Consider the following 19,690-nt stretch of genomic DNA (forward strand, 5'->3'; position numbering starts at 1 on the left):
ATATAAAAGAATTCTTAATTAAGTAAATTATCAGCATAGTCATTTGTTTAAATTTAAAAAAATAAGAACTCAAATCGTAGAAAATCAATTTAGAAAGTTTTTGTTCTTATGGTGTAAAACCTTCCAAAAATTGGAAAAAATATTGAATTTATAGTTTTTCTATATTCACTGGAGAAAAAATAATAAATAATAAAAGCAATACTAATTACCAGTCCATTATATATAAAATAAATCAACAAATTTGTCTTATTCTTTTCAAGAGGAAGATATAATTTCGTAAGAAAAGTAGTAATTAAAATAAATAATACTGGCAGTATGGCCGGAGAAAACAATTTCCATAAAAACGGCCAGAATTTTAAATTGATCAATTTTACAATTATATTCAAATAAACAATTGCTACAACAAAAAAAGCTGCCGCTTTAAAATCAGCAAAAGCGTGCAAACCAATAAACTTAAAAGCTATAAAAACTCCAGACCAATATATTATAGGAAGTAAGGCGTTTGTGATATATAAAAGTTTAGCCCGCTCATATGCCATTATTAAAATTCCCGTTGGTGAAGATAAAAAACTGAAAAGAAAACTTAAAACCATTACCTGAGCTATCGGAACAGAGTCGGCATATTGATTTCCCACCCAGCAGAAAATAAAATTTTTAATGGTTATAGAAATGGCCAGTACCGGAAATACGGTTAATGGCAAAGCCAATACCAAAACTTTATTAAAAAAAACATGCAAACCTTCATAATCCTTTAAACCAACAAAATGATTGAACTTTGCTATAAAAGGACTAAAAACAATCCCAAAGACACCCCTAAAATACTCCATCAATGTAAAACCTATTGCAAAAATAGCCAACTGTTTTGCACCCAACAGTCTTGAAATTACAAAAGGATCTAATTCATAATACAAAATCCAACAAAGGGTAAGGAATATAGAAACAAAAGCTAACTTTTTACTTTTTTCATATACTTCTTTTGAAAACTTAAAAGATCCGAAAAAAAGTTTAAAATCATACCCAAATCTCTTTTTGGCAAGATATAAACCTAATAAAACAGCTGTCAAAGTACATATTTGCGAAAAAAGAAAATAACCCACAATTGGGTAACTTTTATGGCTAAAGAAAATTATGGCAAAAACAATCTTTATGGCATTGGCCACTATAACTATCCTTTGAAAAACATAATCTCTCAACCTTACAGCAAATATAATTTGAACTATTCTTTGCATTACAAAGACGGGACAAAACAAAGCCAAAATCATAAGTAGATTACTCGCTATAGACCGTTCTTCATCATTCGCCAAACTCTTAACCAATATCTCAGGTCGAAAAGAAATAAAGAACACGCCCAAAGCATATAGTGATACAAATGCCAAAAAAATGAATCCTGTAAATCCTATTATTTTGATCTCCTGTTGCAAATTTTTCTGAGCATAACACTCCGAAGCAAATTTCATTCCTGCACCAAGGAATCCAAAATCGGCATAGGACAAAAACATATAGGCAGCTACAATAAGCGTATAAATTCCATATATGGTTTGATTGGAAGAAAGATAAGGGGTAACTACAAAAATAGCGGCAAAATTGAATAGAATAGAAATGAATTGCCATAAGTAAATTTTCAGGAATTGTTTCATTTCTTTATTGGGGAGATTTATCTTCTGATTTCAAAAAGTGCATAAAAATATCTTTTGACAATTGGTTTTCGCTTTCTTTGGAGGTTAAATACTTGTATTTAAAGTCAGAATATTTCTCTGTATTTATTATTTCTGTAATATAGATCTCTTCTTCATTGTCCATTTTAACTATCGTTGCATCACAAGCATTCTCAATAGATTTAGCAACCATTAAAAATTGCGGCAATACCTCATTAAGATAATCGCTGACTAGTAAAACTATCTTTTTTTTATAACAAATAGGAAAACAAACTGCTGTACTGGCATGAGTTAACACCAGCGATGCTTCTTTTACTAAATCATTTGAATGATTAAAAAAAATAGGTCTGCCATTGTATGGATTAAATTCCTTATATCGCTCTGCTTTAGGATGTGCCGCAATAATCACTTTCTTCCCTGTTGCCAATTCTAATCTGTCAAAGTAACCATTTACTTCCTTAAAATAGGGTTCAGGTTCAACTGTTTTTATGTTAAAATAGCTAGCATCAGGATGATATGGCAAATATTGATCTAAAAAAACAATATACTCTTCATCATTTACGGGCGGTAATTTTTTATGAAGTATGAACTGATCATAATCAACTGTATTTACTCTAATAATTTTTGCTTTTTGAACATCAATTTCACTCCCTATCCCAAGTCCCCAGTATCCATATTCTCCTGCCATAAAAATGTAATCATAAGTTTTTATGAAACCCCTTTTTTTACAAAATAGAATTAGTTTATTAGCAAAAAGAGATTTAACTCTTTCGAAACTTATTGCTTTTAAAAAACGAATTACCCTGGATTTATTATCGATTGAGCTGTTAGGAAAAACACCTGCGCCAAAAACACCCAAATTGATATTATACTTTGTTAATATTCTAAACAATCTAAAAACCCTCCATTCAAAGGTCATTATAGAAATGTACAATGTTGTGCTTTTGTTTTGTTCTTTAAGATAATCTTTCAGGTGCTTATAAGAAGTTATTTTCACAGTCACCTCATAATCCAATGAATCCATTTTTATTTTATCCGGATAAAACAAATGAGTAATGTCCAGATATTCAACCTGAATTTTATTTTGAAGTAATTCCTCAAAATAAAAATTAGTATAAGTTCTCTGTGTTAGAGGAAAATATGCTAAATAAACAACTTTATTAAATTTCATTATTTACTCAACCTTTTTTAATATTTTTTAAATAGTATTACTCTATACATCAACTCTTATTTTATTTAAAGAAATTATATCTGCTTGCAAAATAAGATAAAAGATAATTTCCTTTAAGATGATTTTTCAAACCACTCATTTGGTATTTCATTTGCATTTTTGGCAATATTATTTGTGTCTAACCTACCCATTAATAGACTTGACTTTATTGATGTATTTGCAAGACTGACTTCTGAAGTAAATGCTAGTCGACATTTTTTTTGTCTCAAGAGTTTCTCAACTTCATTACTGTAAGAACCATAAGGGTATGCTGCAGTCCAATTGGAAAGATCTACACCCATTTCACTTAAAAAATCCAATGACAAATCAATTTCTTTTTCAAGTTCTTTAGGTTCCAATCTATTCCACCAAAAATGATTGTATCCATGACATCCTATATGCATGCCTCCTTTCAACATTTCCTTAACCTGACTTTCATTCAGATATAACTCTTTGGCAAATTCAGACTCATTCACTTTTAAATATTTACCAAACAAAACATCAACAATTTCACCCCTAACATCCTCAGCAAGTTCCACTTGCAACAGTCTTTTTATAAAAATAACTTCTGCAGTGTCATGCCTCCACTCAACCGCAAGTTTTTTATAATAATAGTCAAAATCTTGAAGATTATATTCTATTTTATATTTATCAATTAAAAACTTAATATCCAAAATAATTTGTTTTTTATCAGGCACTGCTGCTAATATAAAATGTATTTTATTTACATCTAGCATCTTGTGATCTCTAACCGCTTTTACAGGAATATAAAAACTTCCCTGTACACCGAACTCTTGAAGGATTGGATATACATTATCATAATGATCAACATATCCGTCATCAAAAGTAAGCAAAACCGACTTTGTCGGTAGTTTATAATTCTTATACACACTATCGATTACTTCTTCAGTCGTAACAAAATTATAATGCTTTTTAAGAAATTTCAGTTGTTCCCGAAACAGTTCCGTTTCAAGCCCCTTAACTTCCGGAAATCTAGAATTTTTTATTTCTCGTACATAATGGTACATTATTACACTTATATCTGACATACTTTTTTTAATTTGGTCTATCTTGATCTCCATCAGCTTTAAAAAGCCTCAAAGATTGAATTTTGTTAGTATCTGCAAAAAAATAAATTGGAATATTTTCTTGTAAATAGGGAGCAAAATAATTTGGTATTATTAGGTCTTCCTTAGTAGGATCGATTAGACAAAATCCTGCATTTATTAAAACTTCTTTATCCAATCCAAAGCAATAAAAATCTGCATACTCATAACCTTCCTTAACTATTAATTCTGAAAAAAAATTACCAAAACTTAGTAAGCTCTTTTCTTCGCCTATAAAATCAACAATTCTTAATACTTTGGATCCATTATAGGGTTGCACTCTTGTTACAATCAAGCCAACAGGCTTATCCTTAAGATAAGCACAATAAATCCCATATTGATATATTGGATGCTCAAAATATCTTTTGCAAAAATATTTCTTGTTTTTAAAAGGAATATTCTGTTTGTATTCTTCAAAATTAAAATCTGATAAATCAAGCTCTTGCTTTATCAATTCTATATCATAATTAACATCCAAAGAAACAGAAATACTATCAAAGTCTTTTAATTCATTAACCTTTGCTATCTTAAACTCTTGAATGTTTTTATTAATCATTACAAACTGATTAAGTGAATCAGTGTACATTCCAAGATATTTATAAATCCCGATTGTTTTTTTATTAATGCCAACACTTAAAACTGTTCTTACGCCTTTTTCTTTTTGCAAAAATTGTAATAATTGAATCCCTAATATCGGATTTTGACTGTTCTTAGACACCTTCCAAATTACCGTGCAAATATCAGAGTCATCCTCTAAGGCACTGGGTATAAAACCAAGTACCCCATTGATCTTCATATTCTCGTCTTTTAAAATAACAAAATTTATTTGATCCTTAATTTGGTGCTCATATCTAAAAAAAACTTCATCTCTTGCCAAAATATGCCCTTCTTTCCATTCTGAATTAATAAATGACATGATATCAGCAACATCATTCAAAGAAGCTAATGATATATTCATCTTATTAAAAATTACTTCCACCCGTAATTGGGATATTAACCCCATTTATGTAAGCGGAATCATCTGACATAAGCATTATTATACTAGGAATAACATCAAAAACGGTAGCATTTCTTTTTAATGGATGCCCTTCAGCTGCTAACTCAACTATCCTTTCGTTTATTTGGGATAAGAATTGAGTTTCAACCATTGAAGGCGATATACAATTTACGGTAATTTTTTTATCAGCATACTCAGAAGCTAATGCTCTCATTAATCCCAAAAGAGCATACTTTACTGTCGTATATTGAGTTACTGCTTTAGGAGGAACTCCTAAAACAACACTAGACAAAATAGTTACAACTCTACCTCTTTTTTGCAAAGCCATTTTTGGCAAAAACCGATTTAATATTAGAGTGATTGACCCTAAACTTACATTTATTTCATTTTGAAAATTATTCCAATCAACATCTTTAAAACGTAAATTTTCAAACTTAGGCGCTGCCAAATGTATGATTTTATTAGGCACACCAATTTCAGATTCAATAATATCAAGCATTTCAATTATACTTTCATTAGAAGAAAAATCAGCTTGTATTGGAACAATCGTATTTTTAATTTCTTTTTGCAATTCCAACAATCTTTTATTGTTACTATTGTAATGAGCTATAATTACACATTCCTCTGTTAAGTTTTTAATTAGTGCCTCACCTATATCTGAAGATGCACCTGTAATAAATACGATATTATTCATTTACTAATCCAATTTTAATTTTTGCTCTTGATATTTTTTCTGAATTTTGGTTCAATATATAGGCTTTCACCTCAATCTGATTAAACATTTCATTCACAGAAGACACTTCCCCAATTACAACAAGTTTGTCTCCAATAAAAGCTGGTTTTGTAAACTGCACTTCGATTGAATGTAATAAAGCGAATTTTCCTGGCAAATAAACACCTACTAAAGTTGAGTAAAATGAAGAAGTAAGCATTCCATAAACTACCCGATCAATCATTCCTTTAGACTTTGCATATTCTCCATCTATATGCATTGGATTATTATCTCCCGAAATTTCAAGAAATTTCTCCATTCGGGATTCATCTATTTCGGCTTCAAAAGAATGTTTTAACCCTATTTTAATATCTGAAAATAAATATTCTTGCATCTCACCTAATTATGTTTATTTAACAAATCAAAATTACTAACATTAATTGGCAATACGAATAATCTAGGGCTTTGCCCCATAACAATGCAATTTGAAGGTATTTTTTCATTGACAATAACAGCTCCAACGCCTACAATTACATTGTCTCCAATTTCTGTATCTCCATAAACTGAAGTATTTGCCAGCAAAGTTACAGCGTTTCCAAATCTTGGATGTTTCCAATCCTTTGGCTCCACTCCCTGAATATTATATGGTCCTATATGGACTCCATTATAAATTTTAAAAAGTTCACCATACTTTGCTCTTGAATCCATAACAGTCCCTATACTATGTCCAGGAATAAAATAATCACCGATTTCTGCTGTATAATATAGGTCTGTAGATGTTCTTATACGTGATGAGTAATAAATTGCTTCTGCTAATAATATATTTCCGCTATTCTTATAGATATAATTTGCTACTCTATAACAGAATATTAGGTAATGATCTAGAAATTTAAAGTCTATAATACCTTTTCCCTCATTAGAGAAAAATTTATTATTTATTCTCGAATGTTGTTCACAAATAGCATTATGCGTTTTTTTAAAGATAGGAAATAATTCATTATCATCTATGGATAACTCATATGGATAATCATTTGAAACTGTTTTCTTAAATGCAGTATATTCTTTATCTAATACTTCCATAAATAGAATTATTTTCCTTTAATCATCATTAAATCGACCATGGCACCTACATTTTTGAGTGCTGCAAGTTCTTCAAAACTAAACTTTATTTTCATGTCTTTTTCAATAGCAACCACTAGATTAATATGATTTATGGAATCCCAATCATCAATGTCAGATGAATTTGTTGAATCTGTTATTTCAAGTGACTCGTCATCAAAAATATCTCTAAATATTTCCTGTAATTTTCCAAATAATTCTTCTCTTGTCATTTTAATTAATTTTTATCGTGATTTCTTTTTTTCTATATTCCTTTAATTCAAGCTTCCACCTTGTACTATCCTCTTCTTGACTTTCCGATAATTCTTCAAACCCGAACTCCGTAAACAAATTGGCAACCATATTATTTTTAGGTGTTTTTTTATAAACACCTATTATTTTCTTCAAATTTCTTTTTTTACATTCTTGAACCAGTATTTCAAGCATTGCAAACTCCATCTCTCGTTTTAAGACTCTACAACTCATTAACCAGGTATCAATAATACATTTGTCCTCTAATATTTCTCCAATAACAATTGAAATCAAACCATTATCTCCAAATTTGTCAGTCAATTTACCATATAGTGGTATGAACCTTTCACTGGCTGCCATTGATTCTATTTCAGTTACTGTATATCGTTTTGTAGTCAGGTTAAACTGATTCGTTTTATTTACTAATTGCGTTATTCTCTCAATATAGACATTTTCGAAAAGGTTAATTTCTGCTTTCATATTTAAAGAGGATAAGAAATCTTGATAGTTCTCAAACACAGATTGTTCTTTTGCTCTTTCTTGATTTTCTGAATAAAATTTATTCCTATTAATATCATCAGCCGAAAGTCCTACGACTTCAAAATAACCATTTTGTTCAATGTAGTCTATAAAATTCAAAATATTATCACCAACATTCGGAACAGCTACAAGTGGGAGCTGGGATTCTACTATATTTCTTTCAACCGCATTGTCATCAACAAACACTAAACTGTCAAGCCCTATATTAATTTCATTTGCAATTTTTTCAATATTCAGATATTTAGGCTCCCAATTTGCTTTAAATGAAGTAAAATCTTCAAAACTCAAAATGCTATCTGAATGTGTAAAACCTTCTTTTGCAATTTCGTGATCATTCTTGGATGAAACTGCTAATATTATACCCCTCTGTTTTAATTCTTTTACATAGTGTTGAAATGCCATATAAGCTTCTCCCTCTGCTGTTTCATTTCCAAGTTTTACACCATTTAATCCATCATCACCAATTACACCTCCCCAACAAGTATTATCTAAATCTAATACAATACATTTTTTTGACATTCCTAAAATTGAAGCAATGATGTTCACTATATTATTTGCCAATGAAGGAATGGCATCAAAACTAATAGCGTATTTAGCAGTATGCCAAATATTTTTGTCAAACCAGTTATGTAAACCAATAGAGGCAGACAAATAATTTATATCATTGATAAACAATGAATTATTAATTTGGGCTTCTTTGGCAAAACTAAGATTTAATCTGTTTAAAAAATAAGTTTTTCCATGAATATCATAACAATCTAAATTCCCTAAGCTCCTGTTAATTGGAAAATCAAAATTATTCTGGATAATAGGGCAATTATATTTTTTTAATGACTTCCAAATACTTTGAAATCTGTATAGTTCATTTTCAAACACCAATTCCACCTCTTCAGCATTAGCATGAAAAGAAGGGTATTCAGAAACATTTTCATGAGTGGTATGAATATAAATTATTTCAGGATTAAATGCTGTAAGCTCGTCATTTCCAAAAAGTGCGTCTTCGTAAAATTTATTGTATTCTGATTCATAAAACGACGGTAGAAACCCCTGTTTTAGAAGAAAAAGTTCAATCACATTAACCAATTCATTTGTAGTTGACCCGCCTAAAACCGCAACTCTAATTTCTCTTGTGTATGTTCTTTGCAGTAACTCTTTACGTATTGCTTTACGTTTTCTAAGAAGCATTGCATTATCAAATGGATAATCTAGTAGTTTAATCATAATACTTTTTTTAGCTTTTATATTGCTGTCCATCCTCCATCTACAATTAAATTCTGTCCTGTAATATATTTGGCTTCATCTGATAATAAAAAAGAAACGGCCGGAGCAATGTCATCTGGATTTCCCATTCTGCCCATGGGAACTTTTTTTTCGTAGTTTGCCACAAAAGTTTCATGCTGGTTATCAAAAATACCGCCTGGAGAAACACAATTTACCCGTACTCCTTGTCTTCCATAATATGATGCTAAATATCTAGTAAAGTTGATCACGCCTCCTTTTATAGCTGAATAAGGTGCTGCTGTATTAATGCTTGTATTTTCATATATTGTTAAATCATTTCCTACTACTCCATAAATAGAAGTCATATTTACAATTGAACCTTTACTTTTTAACAACTCTGGTATTATCTTTTGAATGAATAAAAAAATAGTATTCATTTGCATATCCACATTTTTTTTCCAAGATTCGTAGATAATATCCTCAAATTTAGTCCCCCAATCTTTGGTCCTCGGATAAGCATTATTCACTAATCCATCTATTTTTCCATAGAAGTCTACTACAGTTTTTAATGCTATAACAATAGATTGTTCTGAAGTTATATCGACAGAAAGTGTATGTTTTTTAAAATCTGTTTCTACACTAATATCAGCATTAATTGCAATCGCTCCTTTTCCTTCAAGATTTTTCACAATTTCTCTACCTAATAGTCCAGAACCACCTGTTACAATTATTATTTTATCTTTCAAACTATTCATTATCTAAACATATTTTTAAATTCGCCATGGAGTCTTTAAAGGAATTCATAGGCATTTCATTCTTTTTTAAACAACTTGTAAAATATTCTATTTGAGAAACATAACTATCCATAATATTAAAATCAGGCGCTTCAAACAAATACTCGTCACTATCATTTTTGATTACATTTTTAATTAAATCAACAGTCCAGATTTCATTATCAAAAACAATCTCTATCTCTCTTTTTGGTTTCCTTCTATAATAATTTAGGGTTATATGAGCTGTAAAATTATCATAATGCAAAATATAATTAGCGTAATCAACGGCATCAATTTCTAAACTGGATACATTTCTAAATAATGATTGACTTTTATTTGGTAACCCAAAAAGCCAGGTTGTATAATCTAATTCATGAAATAAATCAAGATGAACACCGCCGCCCATCGAAGAATTTGCACTGTATATCTTTCTAAAATCTTTTCCTGGCCTCCAATCTGGCAGATAAGAACCACAATAAACATTAAGTTCATTGATTCTAAGTTTTTCAGTTTTTAACTTATTTTTCAAAAACAATATACAAGGGTGAAATCTCAGATTACAAGCTACATAAGTAGTCACTTGTTTTTTTTCAATTAAATCTACTAATCTATTTACGTCTTTTAGACTACTTAGAGCAGGTTTTTCAATAATTAGCGAAATGTTTTTGTGTGTTAATTTTTCAATAAATTCATAATGCAGATGTGTTGGATTTGCAATAATAGCAAAATCAAAATTTACAATGCTTTCATTTAAATCATAAATATTTTCAACTCCTGGTTCATTTTCCCCATTGGAGTTTGATCTCAATGCATAAATACTTGAATGATTATTTAAGCTTTTAATGGCATTAATATGTTTTCTACCAATAGATCCTAAACCAATTATTAATATGTTCATAGTTCGAAATCCAATTTATTGTTTTGTAACAGATACTCCATAAACAAAAAATCTACTGGATGATCCAAATCAAAACAAATATGTTCCTTTGCGTAAATCAAAGATTTATCGGTAATGGCACTTTTTGAATCTGAGTCGAAAAAAGACCTTCTATACCAATAAAATGAAGCGTTCAAGTCATATACTTTTGGTGCAGACTGACGCGTCATTACACTTCCGTCTGGATTGGTTTTTACTAAAGAATAAAAACCATTAGCATTCTCTTCTACCATATTGAAGTACGGATTTCGAGCAGCGTTATTTACTGAAAATAAATTTTTAGCTTCTGTGGTAGCAATCATCAATTCTAATGCTTTTTCTACATCCTCTACTGTTCTTAGTGGAGAAGTAACATCTAAATCTAGAATAAAATCATATTTATAATCTACCAAAGACTCCTCATATAGCAATAAATCTTTTATAGTATCTATTTTACCCGCTACATCGGTAGCTAAGTACTCTGGTCTTACATATCCTGTAAGAACACCATGCGCAGCTGCTACAGATTTTATTTCAGAATCATCCGTCGACAAAGCAACTTTTGCATTCCATTTCTCTTTCAATTTGTTTGTCAAATCAATTGAATAAGCAATAAGCGACTTGCCTGCTATCAACTTGATGTTTTTTCCTGGTATTCCTTTAGAACCTCCGCGCGCGCAAAGGGTAATTAATATGTTCATCTTAAAACTTAATATTATATATATCTATGTGAGCCTTTTCAAAATCTTCATGTTTCCCCACATCCAACCAATAACCGGAAAAAGGAAAAGAAATCACTTTTAGATTATTATTAATCAACTCTTGCATTAAATCGGGAGCATCAAAAAAAGTGTCTTTAGGAATATACTTCAACATTTCTTTTTTCATCAAATAAATACCACCATTGGAGTAGTAAGTATAAGTTGGTTTTTCCTTAAAACTTTTTACTTCTCCGTTATTGGTCTCCAACACGGCATAAGGAATACTTACCTGATACGGAATAGTCAACACTGCTAAATCAGCATCTTCTTTAATAAACTCAAGAAAAAACTGTTCGTAATCAATATTCGTCAACAAATCGGAATTGGTCACCAGGATATAATCATGTTCAAAATTTTCAATTTGAGAAACTGCCCCTATTGTTCCAAGTGCCTTTTCTTCCCATACATACTCTATTTTGATATTCTTTTCTATTCCTTGACCAAAGTGACGTTCGATCTGTTCTCCTAAATACCTTACCGAAACCCAAAAATCATCAATACCAAACAAAGCCAATCGATCCAGATTATGCTCCATAATGGCCTTATTCCCCACTTTTAAAAGTGGTTTTGGTGTGGTATCTGTCAAAGGTTGTAACCGCTGTCCTCTACCTCCTGCCATAATCACGGCATCAATAGGCAAATAGGATCTAATTTTTCTGAAATTAATAACATTGACCACTCTATGATTTTCATCAACTATGGGTACAATTCTAAAATCACCTTCACGGTATTCAATTATTTTTTCCAGATTATTTTCTCCTTTGGTAATATACCTTGGATTATCTTGAATAATTTCATCAACACAACTATCGATAGTATATCCCTTGAGTAAACCACGACGTACGTCTCCATCGGTAAGTGCTCCTATTAATTTATCGTCCGCATCAACAACAAATAATATAGCATCTTGTCCTAATAGATTGAAATGAAGCAAAGCTTGTTTTACATTACTTCCTGAAAGAATCAAATGGTCTTTGTATACTCTCATGAAAATTCTTTTACGATTTTAATTATGTTATCGGTAACTCCATGTTTGAAATAAACATTTTTTCCATTGTATTTTTCAAAACTTATGGCTTTAGCAACAGCTTTAATCATAGCCTTTTCTTCAAACTCACAATTCAAAATATTATCACTTTGAACTCTTCCTTTTTGTCGATCTCCTACATTCACAACATACTTTCCAAATGAGGCTGCTTCCAAAATCCCACTTGAAGTATTCCCTATCAAGATTTTGGCATAATGCATGGCTGAAAAATAATTTACTTTCCCAAAGTTTTCAATCAATAAAAATCGACTCGAGAATTCCTTTTTCAATTGCTCAATAACTTCTCTATAAACCGATCCTTGTGTATCAGCGTTGGGCATTGTGATAATCAAGAATATTTTTTCTGAAATTATTGCCAACGCATTTTTCATCTCTTGGGCATATTGAGCATTATCTTGTAAAGACATGGTCTCTGGATGAAAAGTCACTAAGGCAAATTCTTCATTAGGTATTTTAAACTTTTCAAAGAAGGTAACTCTATCTATAGGAACAAAAGTTTTAATATCATTCAAACTTAACGACCCAACAGAATAAACATCGTCCGAAGAACCAATCAAATCGATTACTTTTTCTCTAAAAACATCTGTACTTGTAAAATGTAAACATGATGCTAAAGTAATTTGATGTCGATATACATTATCTATCGCACCTAACGTTGTTTCACCTCCATGAATGTGTGTAAATTTCACACCGTATGGAATCCCAGCTTGTACAGCTGCACTCATTTCAAAACGATCCCCTAAACATAATACTAAATCATATTGATTAAACTGCCAAAAATCAGCAAATTTTAAAACAGTCAACCCATATGAAGAAGCAATAGCTATTGCGTCATCATTTGAAATCAAGGATGAAATAGTATGAATACAAGCATATCCATCCTTCTCAATATCCTTTACCGTATATCCGTGGCCTTTTGATAAATGGGTTCCGAAAGCAATTATCTCTAGCTCAAAAAAAGAATCCTGCTTAATTTTTTGAAGCAAGGGAAGATAAATACCGTAATCGGCTCTTGAACTAGTTAAAACACCTATTCTCATTGAATATCAGAATATGAAAGTTTATCAAACTCAACCTTATTATTTATTAGTGTCTTTCCAATAACATTTTCCCATTCCATAGGAGAAATACCATCTCCTGGTCGTAAAGGAATAAGATCTTCATCAGTAATTGTATGACCTTTAAGTAAATCTCTTTTGAGATGTAAGCTTTTTCTAGCTATAGCAATATTCTTAAATTCACTTTCGCTTGGTACTTTCTCTCCATTCCCACTCATAGCCAATTCAATATTTCGAATGGATTTTACCATCGCTTTCAGTTCATCCGGCTCTAATGAAGCCACATGATCTGGCCCCGGTAAAGTCTTGTCTAATGTAAAATGTTTCTCTATAACTTGAGCCCCTAAGGCGACCGCAGCGACGGGCACTTCAATACCAACCGTATGATCGGAATATCCAATTTTTGTTTTAAATTTTTCTTGAATAGTTAGCATTGCTTTAAGATTAACATCCTTCATAGGAGTTGGATACTCAGTATTACAATGCAAGATTGAAATCATTTCCATTGACAATCCAAATTTCACTAAAACCTCCAATGCCTTTTCAATATCATTTTCGGAACACATTCCAGTGGACATTACAACAGGTTTCTTGCACAAGGCCACAGCTTTTAAGTAAGGATAGTTCGTTATTTCTCCACTTGGAATTTTAAAAAAGGAAAGCCCTAAATCATTTAAATAACGAACTCCCTCAACATCAAATGCTGTCGAAAAGAAATTAATATTTCTTTTTTCGCAATAGGACATCAATTCTAAATGATCCTCGTGACTTAACTCTAAATTCTTCAACATAGCATATTGAGAATCATCACCATCATTAATATTAACACTCTGATATTCGGCTTTTTTTGCTGATTTGCTTACTAAACTATCTGCTTTAAAAGTCTGGAATTTTACATAATCAACGCCTGCATCAACAGCGGCATCAATTAGCTTTTTAGCGATTTGAATATCTCCGTTGTGATTTACGCCTGCTTCGGCTATGATAATTACTTTGCTCATTTTTAGATTATTCTACCTGGATTCCCAACAACTTTTGCCCCATCGGGTATATTTGTTATAACGACTGTTCCTGACCCTATTACAACATCTTTTCCTACAAAAATTCCTTGTTTTATAACCGCATTAGCTCCCACAAATGTTCTTTCTCCAATACTAACATTTCCTGCTAAAACTGCTCCTGGTGCGACATGAACTGCATCTCCTAAAACGCATTCGTGTTCAATAATACATCCAGTATTTAAAATTACATTTCTTCCAACTACCGCTAGGGCATTGACAGCCACATTTTTGTTAATAAAACTACCATTCCCAATAACAGCATTCTTCGAAATATGTGCCGTTTTATGTAGAATCGTCTCAATGGTCTTTCCTTTGCTTTCAATCAAATGGGCTATATTTTGTCTCAATCTATTATCGCCAATCCCGAGAAGGAAAGAAACTTCCTTTTGCCATCCTATAAAATCATCAAACTTCTCAAATCCTAAATAGGGTAAATTATAGGGATCTAAATCCGATTTCTCTTTATCAGAATAACCTATTATTTCTAAACCATTTTCCAAAACAGTTTCAGCCAATACATAAGCGTGTCCCGAATACCCTATAAGAATATGTTTTTTATCTAACACTACTCGGTATGTTTACAATTCGTTCTTCTAAAAATTCGGCATTGACCTGTTCATCTTTCTGACAATGTGCATACATAGGCAAACGGTACATCAGCTGCCAAATCGGTCGAGTCATCACCCCATTAGCATTAGTCGTTTCTAAAAATAAATCCCGTTCTTGTTTGTTTTCCAACTCTACACACATCAACCAATAATTGGCTTTAGTATCAGGGGTTTCGGTTCTGAATTGTAATCCTTTTTCTTCAAAAAAAGATTGATATTGTAGTGCAAGACCTCTTTTGTTTTCAAGGAAAGCATCCAACTGTTCTAATTGCGCACAAGCTAAAGCGGCATTCAAATTGGGCATTCTGAAATTATAACCCATTTCATCATGAACATACTCATAAGGATGTGGGATTTTGGCTGTAGTGGTTAGATATTTCCCTTTCTCTCCTATCGCAATATCGTTTGTAACAATAGCACCTCCTCCTCCGCAGGTCACTATTTTATTCCCGTTAAATGAAAAAACACCTACTTTTCCTAAACTCCCTGTTGGCTTTCCTTTGTACTCGCTTCCTAATGATTCAGCAGCATCTTCCACCACTGGAATTTTCCAAGTGTTACAAACAGCAATCAGTTCGTCTAAATGCACCGGAAATCCAAAAGTATGCATCGGCACACAAGCACTTATTTTTTTTCCTGTTTTCTTATTATAACAACCATCTGCACGCAAATCACCAAATTCTTCTAAAAATTGTGACACTGCTCTAGGAGACAATCCCATAGTGTCTAAATCAACATCTAAAAAAATAGGGGTTGCATTTTGATATGCTATGGCATTGGCAGTAGCTACAAAAGTCAAGGCTTGCGTTAATACTTCATCCCCTGCTTTCACACCCACTAAACGCAATGCTACTTGAATACCAGCAGTTCCGTTGACAACGGCCACTGCTTTTTGAGTTTGGGTAATGCCTTGCATCATCAATTCAAATTGATCTACATAAGCCCCCACAGAGGATACAAAAGTAGAATCAATAGTTTCCAATAAGTATTTTTTTTCGTTACCACCAAAATGAGGAACGTGCAACGGAATAAAACTTTCCGTTTGATACTGAGATTTTATAAAAGATATAACCGAATTAAAATCTGCCATAATTACATTTTTGAATCTAAATATTTTCCCGTTTCTTTATGTCCAAAATTTGGAATCATATCATGAAACAAAGCCACAATTTCTTCTTTACTCCATCTTTTTTCATCTCTCAGTTGGGCAATTTTGGAGGTGAAGTTTTCTAATTTATATGGGTCAAAATTAAGGTCATTTTTAATAACTCCCAAATTTTCATATCGTTCCATATCCAAAACTTCGTTATCGGTAAAAAACTCCTCAAAATCTTTTTCTCCTGTAGTATCACTGGTTGTAAACAAACACGGCCATTTCTTTTGTATAATCAAAGCATCAACATTGTTTCTTGCCTCTTCCTCGGTTTCACATAAATAAGGTTCATACCCAATTTCAGCCAAATATTTGCACGCAATATCTGCAAATGAAATCAAATGCAAGTTCTCGCTTAATTTAGGAAAAAAGATATCTCTATTTTCTCCAAATATACAAGACATTAAACAAAGTTCTCCCGATTCTTTTGGTGTTACAAAATAACGTTCAATATCATTTGGTGCCACTATAGGCTGTTTTTTTAAAATCCTTTGGTTGAATCCATGTAACAAGGAACCATCTGAAAAGGCTACATTAGCAAAACGAGCGGTAGAAATTTTTATTTGCTGACTTTTACGCATCAAATACATTTCCATAATACGCTTGGAAGCCCCCATCATGTTTACAGGATTGGCCGCTTTGTCTGTTGAAACACAAAAATATTTTTTGGTTCCGTTTTCGATGGATTGCTGTAACGTTTTTTCGGTATTGAAAACATTAACATCAATCATTCGCATCAAGGTAAAGGGATCTTTTTCGCTTCGTACATGTTTTAAAGCCGAAAGGTTCAATACATAGTCGTATTTTCCATCCGAATTTATAAAAGCATCGTATTCAATAGATCCAATATCCAAAGCAAAAGTTTGAAAATCCCCATCAATATAACCATAAGAGCTTCTTAAGTCGCGAACCAATTCCACCATATTATTTTCGCTGATATCAACTACATGCAATTTGGAAGGATTTCGTTTAAAAATTTCTTTAACCACCGCTTGACCTATAGATCCAGCACCACCGATAACTAAAAAAGAAGAACCACCGACAATTTTAGACAATTCAATTTCATGTACTGAAATATCTTTTTCAAATATCTCTTCGTCTCTTCCTATTAATTTGAGAATATTCATTTTATTTTTTACTTTTTATTCAATTCTTTCTCATGTACTTCTTTTCTCAACCCCGAACTTGAAAACCGATGATCTCTAGTATTGAAATACAATTCAATCCCTTTAGCTTCGCAGTACATTCGTGCGGTAAAATCTTGCTCACGATATTCATCACCAACAATTCGTATATCAATTTTAAAAGAACGCAATATATCTTCCAAATCTTGCTCGGTCGCATAAGGAACAATCTCATCTACAAATTTACAACCTTTCAATTGTATATATCGCTCAACAACCGTTTGTGCAGGTTGATTTTTATCAGGACGATCAAGTGTCGGGTCCGTTTGCAAGCCTACAATTAAATAATCGCATTGTCGCTTCGCTTCTTCCAACATTTTGATGTGTCCTGCGTGCAATAAATCAAAGGCACTAAAGGTAATTCCTATTTTCATTTTTTTTTTGGCTGTTGGGTTTTGAGTTTTGGTTTTTGACTTTTGTTTTTTGACTTTTAGTTTTTTGACTTTTAGTTTTTGACTTTTACCTTTTGGTTTTTGGCTAAGAACTAATTACTAATAGGTTTCATCCCTTCTCCACCGCAATCCAACAACATTAAACTTTTAAACCCTTAAACTTCTTGTTGCCTTCTCCCCCACAATCCAACAACCTTAAACCATTAAACTCAAAATCTTTCGCGCCCTAGCGTCTTCTCGGTACCCCCCACCATCTTTCACTCACCAATACAACTGACCACTAAAACCTGAACACTGACCACCCAACTTATATGCCCTTAAATATCTTACATGGTTCAACAAAACCTCCGCTGCATAAAAAACTACCATGCTTATATGTTGCATTTAATTTCGACTATTCTATTTAGCTTTTGGCTAAGGACTAATCACTAATAAGTTTCACTCCTTCTCCCCCACAATCCAAAAACCTTAAACGATTAAACTTTTAAACTCTTAAACCCTTAAACTTCTTGTTGCCTTTTGCCTTTTAGGTTTTCTGCTATTTTATACCTAACCTCAATATTTTTTATCAATTATCTTCCAGTACCCTCCCTTATCAGAACCGATACGTTCTATCAAACCCAAATCTTTCAACTTTTTTAAGTTTTCTTGTACTTTTCGTGAAGATAGTAGTATTTGATCCGCTATTTTTTTAGCCGAAATAAAGGGATCTTTTTTTATACAATCCAGTATTTTTATTTGATTATCCGTAACTTTTTCTACGACCTTTTCTACGACCTTTTCTACGACCTTTTCTACGACCTTTTCTGTGACATTATCCTCAGCCATACTCACCCTCTGTTCCGTATAACTAACAGTCCATAAAAAGCCGCTGGCAACTTCTCCAAACTCCATTTTCATAGTAGGGTATTCCTTAATTCCTTTACGGATTCTACCAAAACCACTACCATATTTCTCTATCTCACCCGTAAGATAAAACGCTTCTGCTATCAATTTATTTCGAGCTATAGCTTGGTAATTATCATTTTTAAGCTGGTCAACGGTCAAATTTCCATAAAGACCTCCGGGATTATAAATAGTGATATAATTATCGAATAGCTTAATCTGCATGTCGATCGGACTCATATAGTCTCGATGAATAATAGCATTCAGTACGATCTCTCTCAGAGCAGGCAATGGATATTCGAAAATTTCAGTACGTTGTGTTGGCATTCCTTTAATCTCAAAGGCTACTTTTATCTGACCTATAATATACCTCATGGTCTCCTCAACCGCGTCAAACAAGGTACCATTGAGCATCTTGTCGTCAATAATCATTGAAGGTGTTTTCAGCCTGCCAAGATGAACATTATACCCTGTACTTTCTTTAGAAAACAACAACCAAGCCGCATTACTAACTACATCGCCAGTAACCAATTTTAGTTTTTGAAGCTTTTCCAACCAAGTACCTTCAAGATTGAACCGACCCATAGTACTTACTTTTTCAAAAAAAGCATTTACCTTATTGAGGTCAAGATCTTTCAAACTCATGCCATGAGCAGGGTATGAATCCCAAGAAAGCTGTAGGGATTGCAAACTCAGATTCGTAATTTCTATGGCCGAAAGTTGATGGTTTGCGTTTTTTATCCTTTTATAATATCGACCTCTAAAAGAAGCTGGTTTTACAGGAAATTCATTAACCCTAATACTAACCACTTCTTTCCCTTGTATCGTTACTGGCTCAACGTCGGCAATTATACTAGGTTGCGTCTTATTTTTTATTTCGTTGATCCAATGCTGGATTGTTTCTTTTCCAATCGAAAAATTAGGAACTGGTATTCCATTATCATCTATGCCTACATAAACCGTTCCTCCCTTTGCATTCACGAAGGCACATAAAGTCTCTATCACAGTTTCATTAAAACTGGATTTGAATTCTATATGTTCATTTTCTGTAAACATTTAA

The 19,690-nt window shown here is 32.2% G+C and carries 20 protein-coding genes; all 20 read right to left on the reverse strand.

Translation table 11 applies throughout. The features are described from left to right. Nucleotides 1-89: 89 nt before the first annotated feature. A complete protein-coding gene (locus FLB_RS11585) occupies nt 90-1,457 on the reverse strand; it encodes a hypothetical protein (protein ID WP_157490609.1) in 1,368 nt (455 codons plus the stop codon). Between the two features lie 184 nt (nt 1,458-1,641). Then, nucleotides 1,642-2,826 carry a hypothetical protein gene (locus FLB_RS11590; protein WP_064716132.1) on the reverse strand — a complete coding sequence of 395 codons (1,185 nt, stop codon included), beginning with the start codon at nt 2,824-2,826 and terminating at the stop codon, nt 1,642-1,644. Between the two features lie 113 nt (nt 2,827-2,939). Next, nucleotides 2,940-3,914: a polysaccharide deacetylase family protein gene (locus FLB_RS11595; protein ID WP_064716289.1), complete on the reverse strand. Its 975-nt coding sequence runs from the start codon at nt 3,912-3,914 to the stop codon at nt 2,940-2,942. A 7-nt stretch (nt 3,915-3,921) separates the two neighbouring features. Beyond that, the gene (locus tag FLB_RS11600; RefSeq protein WP_064716133.1) at nt 3,922-4,929 is read right to left on the reverse strand and encodes a hypothetical protein; all 1,008 of its coding nucleotides are present in this window, start codon (nt 4,927-4,929) and stop codon (nt 3,922-3,924) included. A gap of 4 nt (nt 4,930-4,933) precedes the next feature. After that, nucleotides 4,934-5,662, reverse strand: coding sequence for an SDR family NAD(P)-dependent oxidoreductase (locus FLB_RS11605; protein WP_064716134.1), 729 nt, complete (start codon nt 5,660-5,662; stop codon nt 4,934-4,936). Next, nucleotides 5,655-6,074: a MaoC/PaaZ C-terminal domain-containing protein gene (locus FLB_RS11610; RefSeq protein ID WP_064716135.1), complete on the reverse strand. Its 420-nt coding sequence runs from the start codon at nt 6,072-6,074 to the stop codon at nt 5,655-5,657. Before FLB_RS11610 ends, FLB_RS11605 begins: the two co-directional genes overlap by 8 nt. 5 nt (nt 6,075-6,079) lie before the next feature. Beyond that, nucleotides 6,080-6,760, reverse strand: coding sequence for a hypothetical protein (locus FLB_RS11615; RefSeq protein WP_064716136.1), 681 nt, complete (start codon nt 6,758-6,760; stop codon nt 6,080-6,082). 8 nt (nt 6,761-6,768) lie between these two features. Beyond that, nucleotides 6,769-7,011: an acyl carrier protein gene (locus FLB_RS11620; protein WP_064716137.1), complete on the reverse strand. Its 243-nt coding sequence runs from the start codon at nt 7,009-7,011 to the stop codon at nt 6,769-6,771. 1 nt (nt 7,012) lies between these two features. Continuing rightward, nucleotides 7,013-8,791: an HAD-IIIC family phosphatase gene (locus tag FLB_RS11625; RefSeq protein WP_082923289.1), complete on the reverse strand. Its 1,779-nt coding sequence runs from the start codon at nt 8,789-8,791 to the stop codon at nt 7,013-7,015. A gap of 17 nt (nt 8,792-8,808) precedes the next feature. After that, the gene (locus FLB_RS11630) at nt 8,809-9,546 is read right to left on the reverse strand and encodes an SDR family oxidoreductase (protein ID WP_064716138.1); all 738 of its coding nucleotides are present in this window, start codon (nt 9,544-9,546) and stop codon (nt 8,809-8,811) included. After that, a complete protein-coding gene (locus tag FLB_RS11635) occupies nt 9,539-10,462 on the reverse strand; it encodes a Gfo/Idh/MocA family protein (protein WP_064716139.1) in 924 nt (307 codons plus the stop codon). The genes FLB_RS11630 and FLB_RS11635 overlap by 8 nt, the downstream gene beginning before the upstream one ends. After that, nucleotides 10,459-11,181, reverse strand: a complete 723-nt coding sequence (locus tag FLB_RS11640) for a cytidylyltransferase domain-containing protein (protein ID WP_064716140.1) — start codon at nt 11,179-11,181, stop codon at nt 10,459-10,461. Before FLB_RS11640 ends, FLB_RS11635 begins: the two co-directional genes overlap by 4 nt. A 1-nt stretch (nt 11,182) precedes the next feature. Continuing rightward, nucleotides 11,183-12,229, reverse strand: coding sequence for a nucleotidyltransferase family protein (locus tag FLB_RS11645; protein ID WP_064716141.1), 1,047 nt, complete (start codon nt 12,227-12,229; stop codon nt 11,183-11,185). Beyond that, a complete protein-coding gene (gene neuC / locus FLB_RS11650) occupies nt 12,226-13,329 on the reverse strand; it encodes a UDP-N-acetylglucosamine 2-epimerase (protein ID WP_064716142.1) in 1,104 nt (367 codons plus the stop codon). Before neuC ends, FLB_RS11645 begins: the two co-directional genes overlap by 4 nt. Next, the gene (gene neuB / locus FLB_RS11655) at nt 13,326-14,348 is read right to left on the reverse strand and encodes an N-acetylneuraminate synthase (RefSeq protein ID WP_064716143.1); all 1,023 of its coding nucleotides are present in this window, start codon (nt 14,346-14,348) and stop codon (nt 13,326-13,328) included. The genes neuC and neuB overlap by 4 nt, the downstream gene beginning before the upstream one ends. A 2-nt stretch (nt 14,349-14,350) precedes the next feature. Further along, nucleotides 14,351-14,974: an acetyltransferase gene (locus FLB_RS11660; RefSeq protein WP_064716144.1), complete on the reverse strand. Its 624-nt coding sequence runs from the start codon at nt 14,972-14,974 to the stop codon at nt 14,351-14,353. After that, nucleotides 14,964-16,106 (reverse strand): LegC family aminotransferase, encoded by a 1,143-nt coding sequence (locus FLB_RS11665; RefSeq protein ID WP_064716145.1) that lies wholly within the window; start codon nt 16,104-16,106, stop codon nt 14,964-14,966. The genes FLB_RS11660 and FLB_RS11665 overlap by 11 nt, the downstream gene beginning before the upstream one ends. A gap of 2 nt (nt 16,107-16,108) precedes the next feature. Beyond that, nucleotides 16,109-17,296, reverse strand: coding sequence for a UDP-N-acetylglucosamine 4,6-dehydratase (locus FLB_RS11670; protein WP_064716146.1), 1,188 nt, complete (start codon nt 17,294-17,296; stop codon nt 16,109-16,111). An 8-nt stretch (nt 17,297-17,304) separates the two neighbouring features. Next, nucleotides 17,305-17,727, reverse strand: coding sequence for an adenylyltransferase/cytidyltransferase family protein (locus FLB_RS11675; RefSeq protein ID WP_064716147.1), 423 nt, complete (start codon nt 17,725-17,727; stop codon nt 17,305-17,307). Nucleotides 17,728-18,300: 573 nt separating this feature from the next. Beyond that, nucleotides 18,301-19,686, reverse strand: a complete 1,386-nt coding sequence (locus FLB_RS11680; RefSeq protein WP_064716148.1) for an RNA-binding domain-containing protein — start codon at nt 19,684-19,686, stop codon at nt 18,301-18,303. Nucleotides 19,687-19,690: the final 4 nt, after the last annotated feature.

This window comes from Flavobacterium succinicans, assembly GCF_001662485.1.
GTDB classification, from domain to species: Bacteria; Bacteroidota; Bacteroidia; order Flavobacteriales; family Flavobacteriaceae; genus Flavobacterium; species Flavobacterium succinicans_A.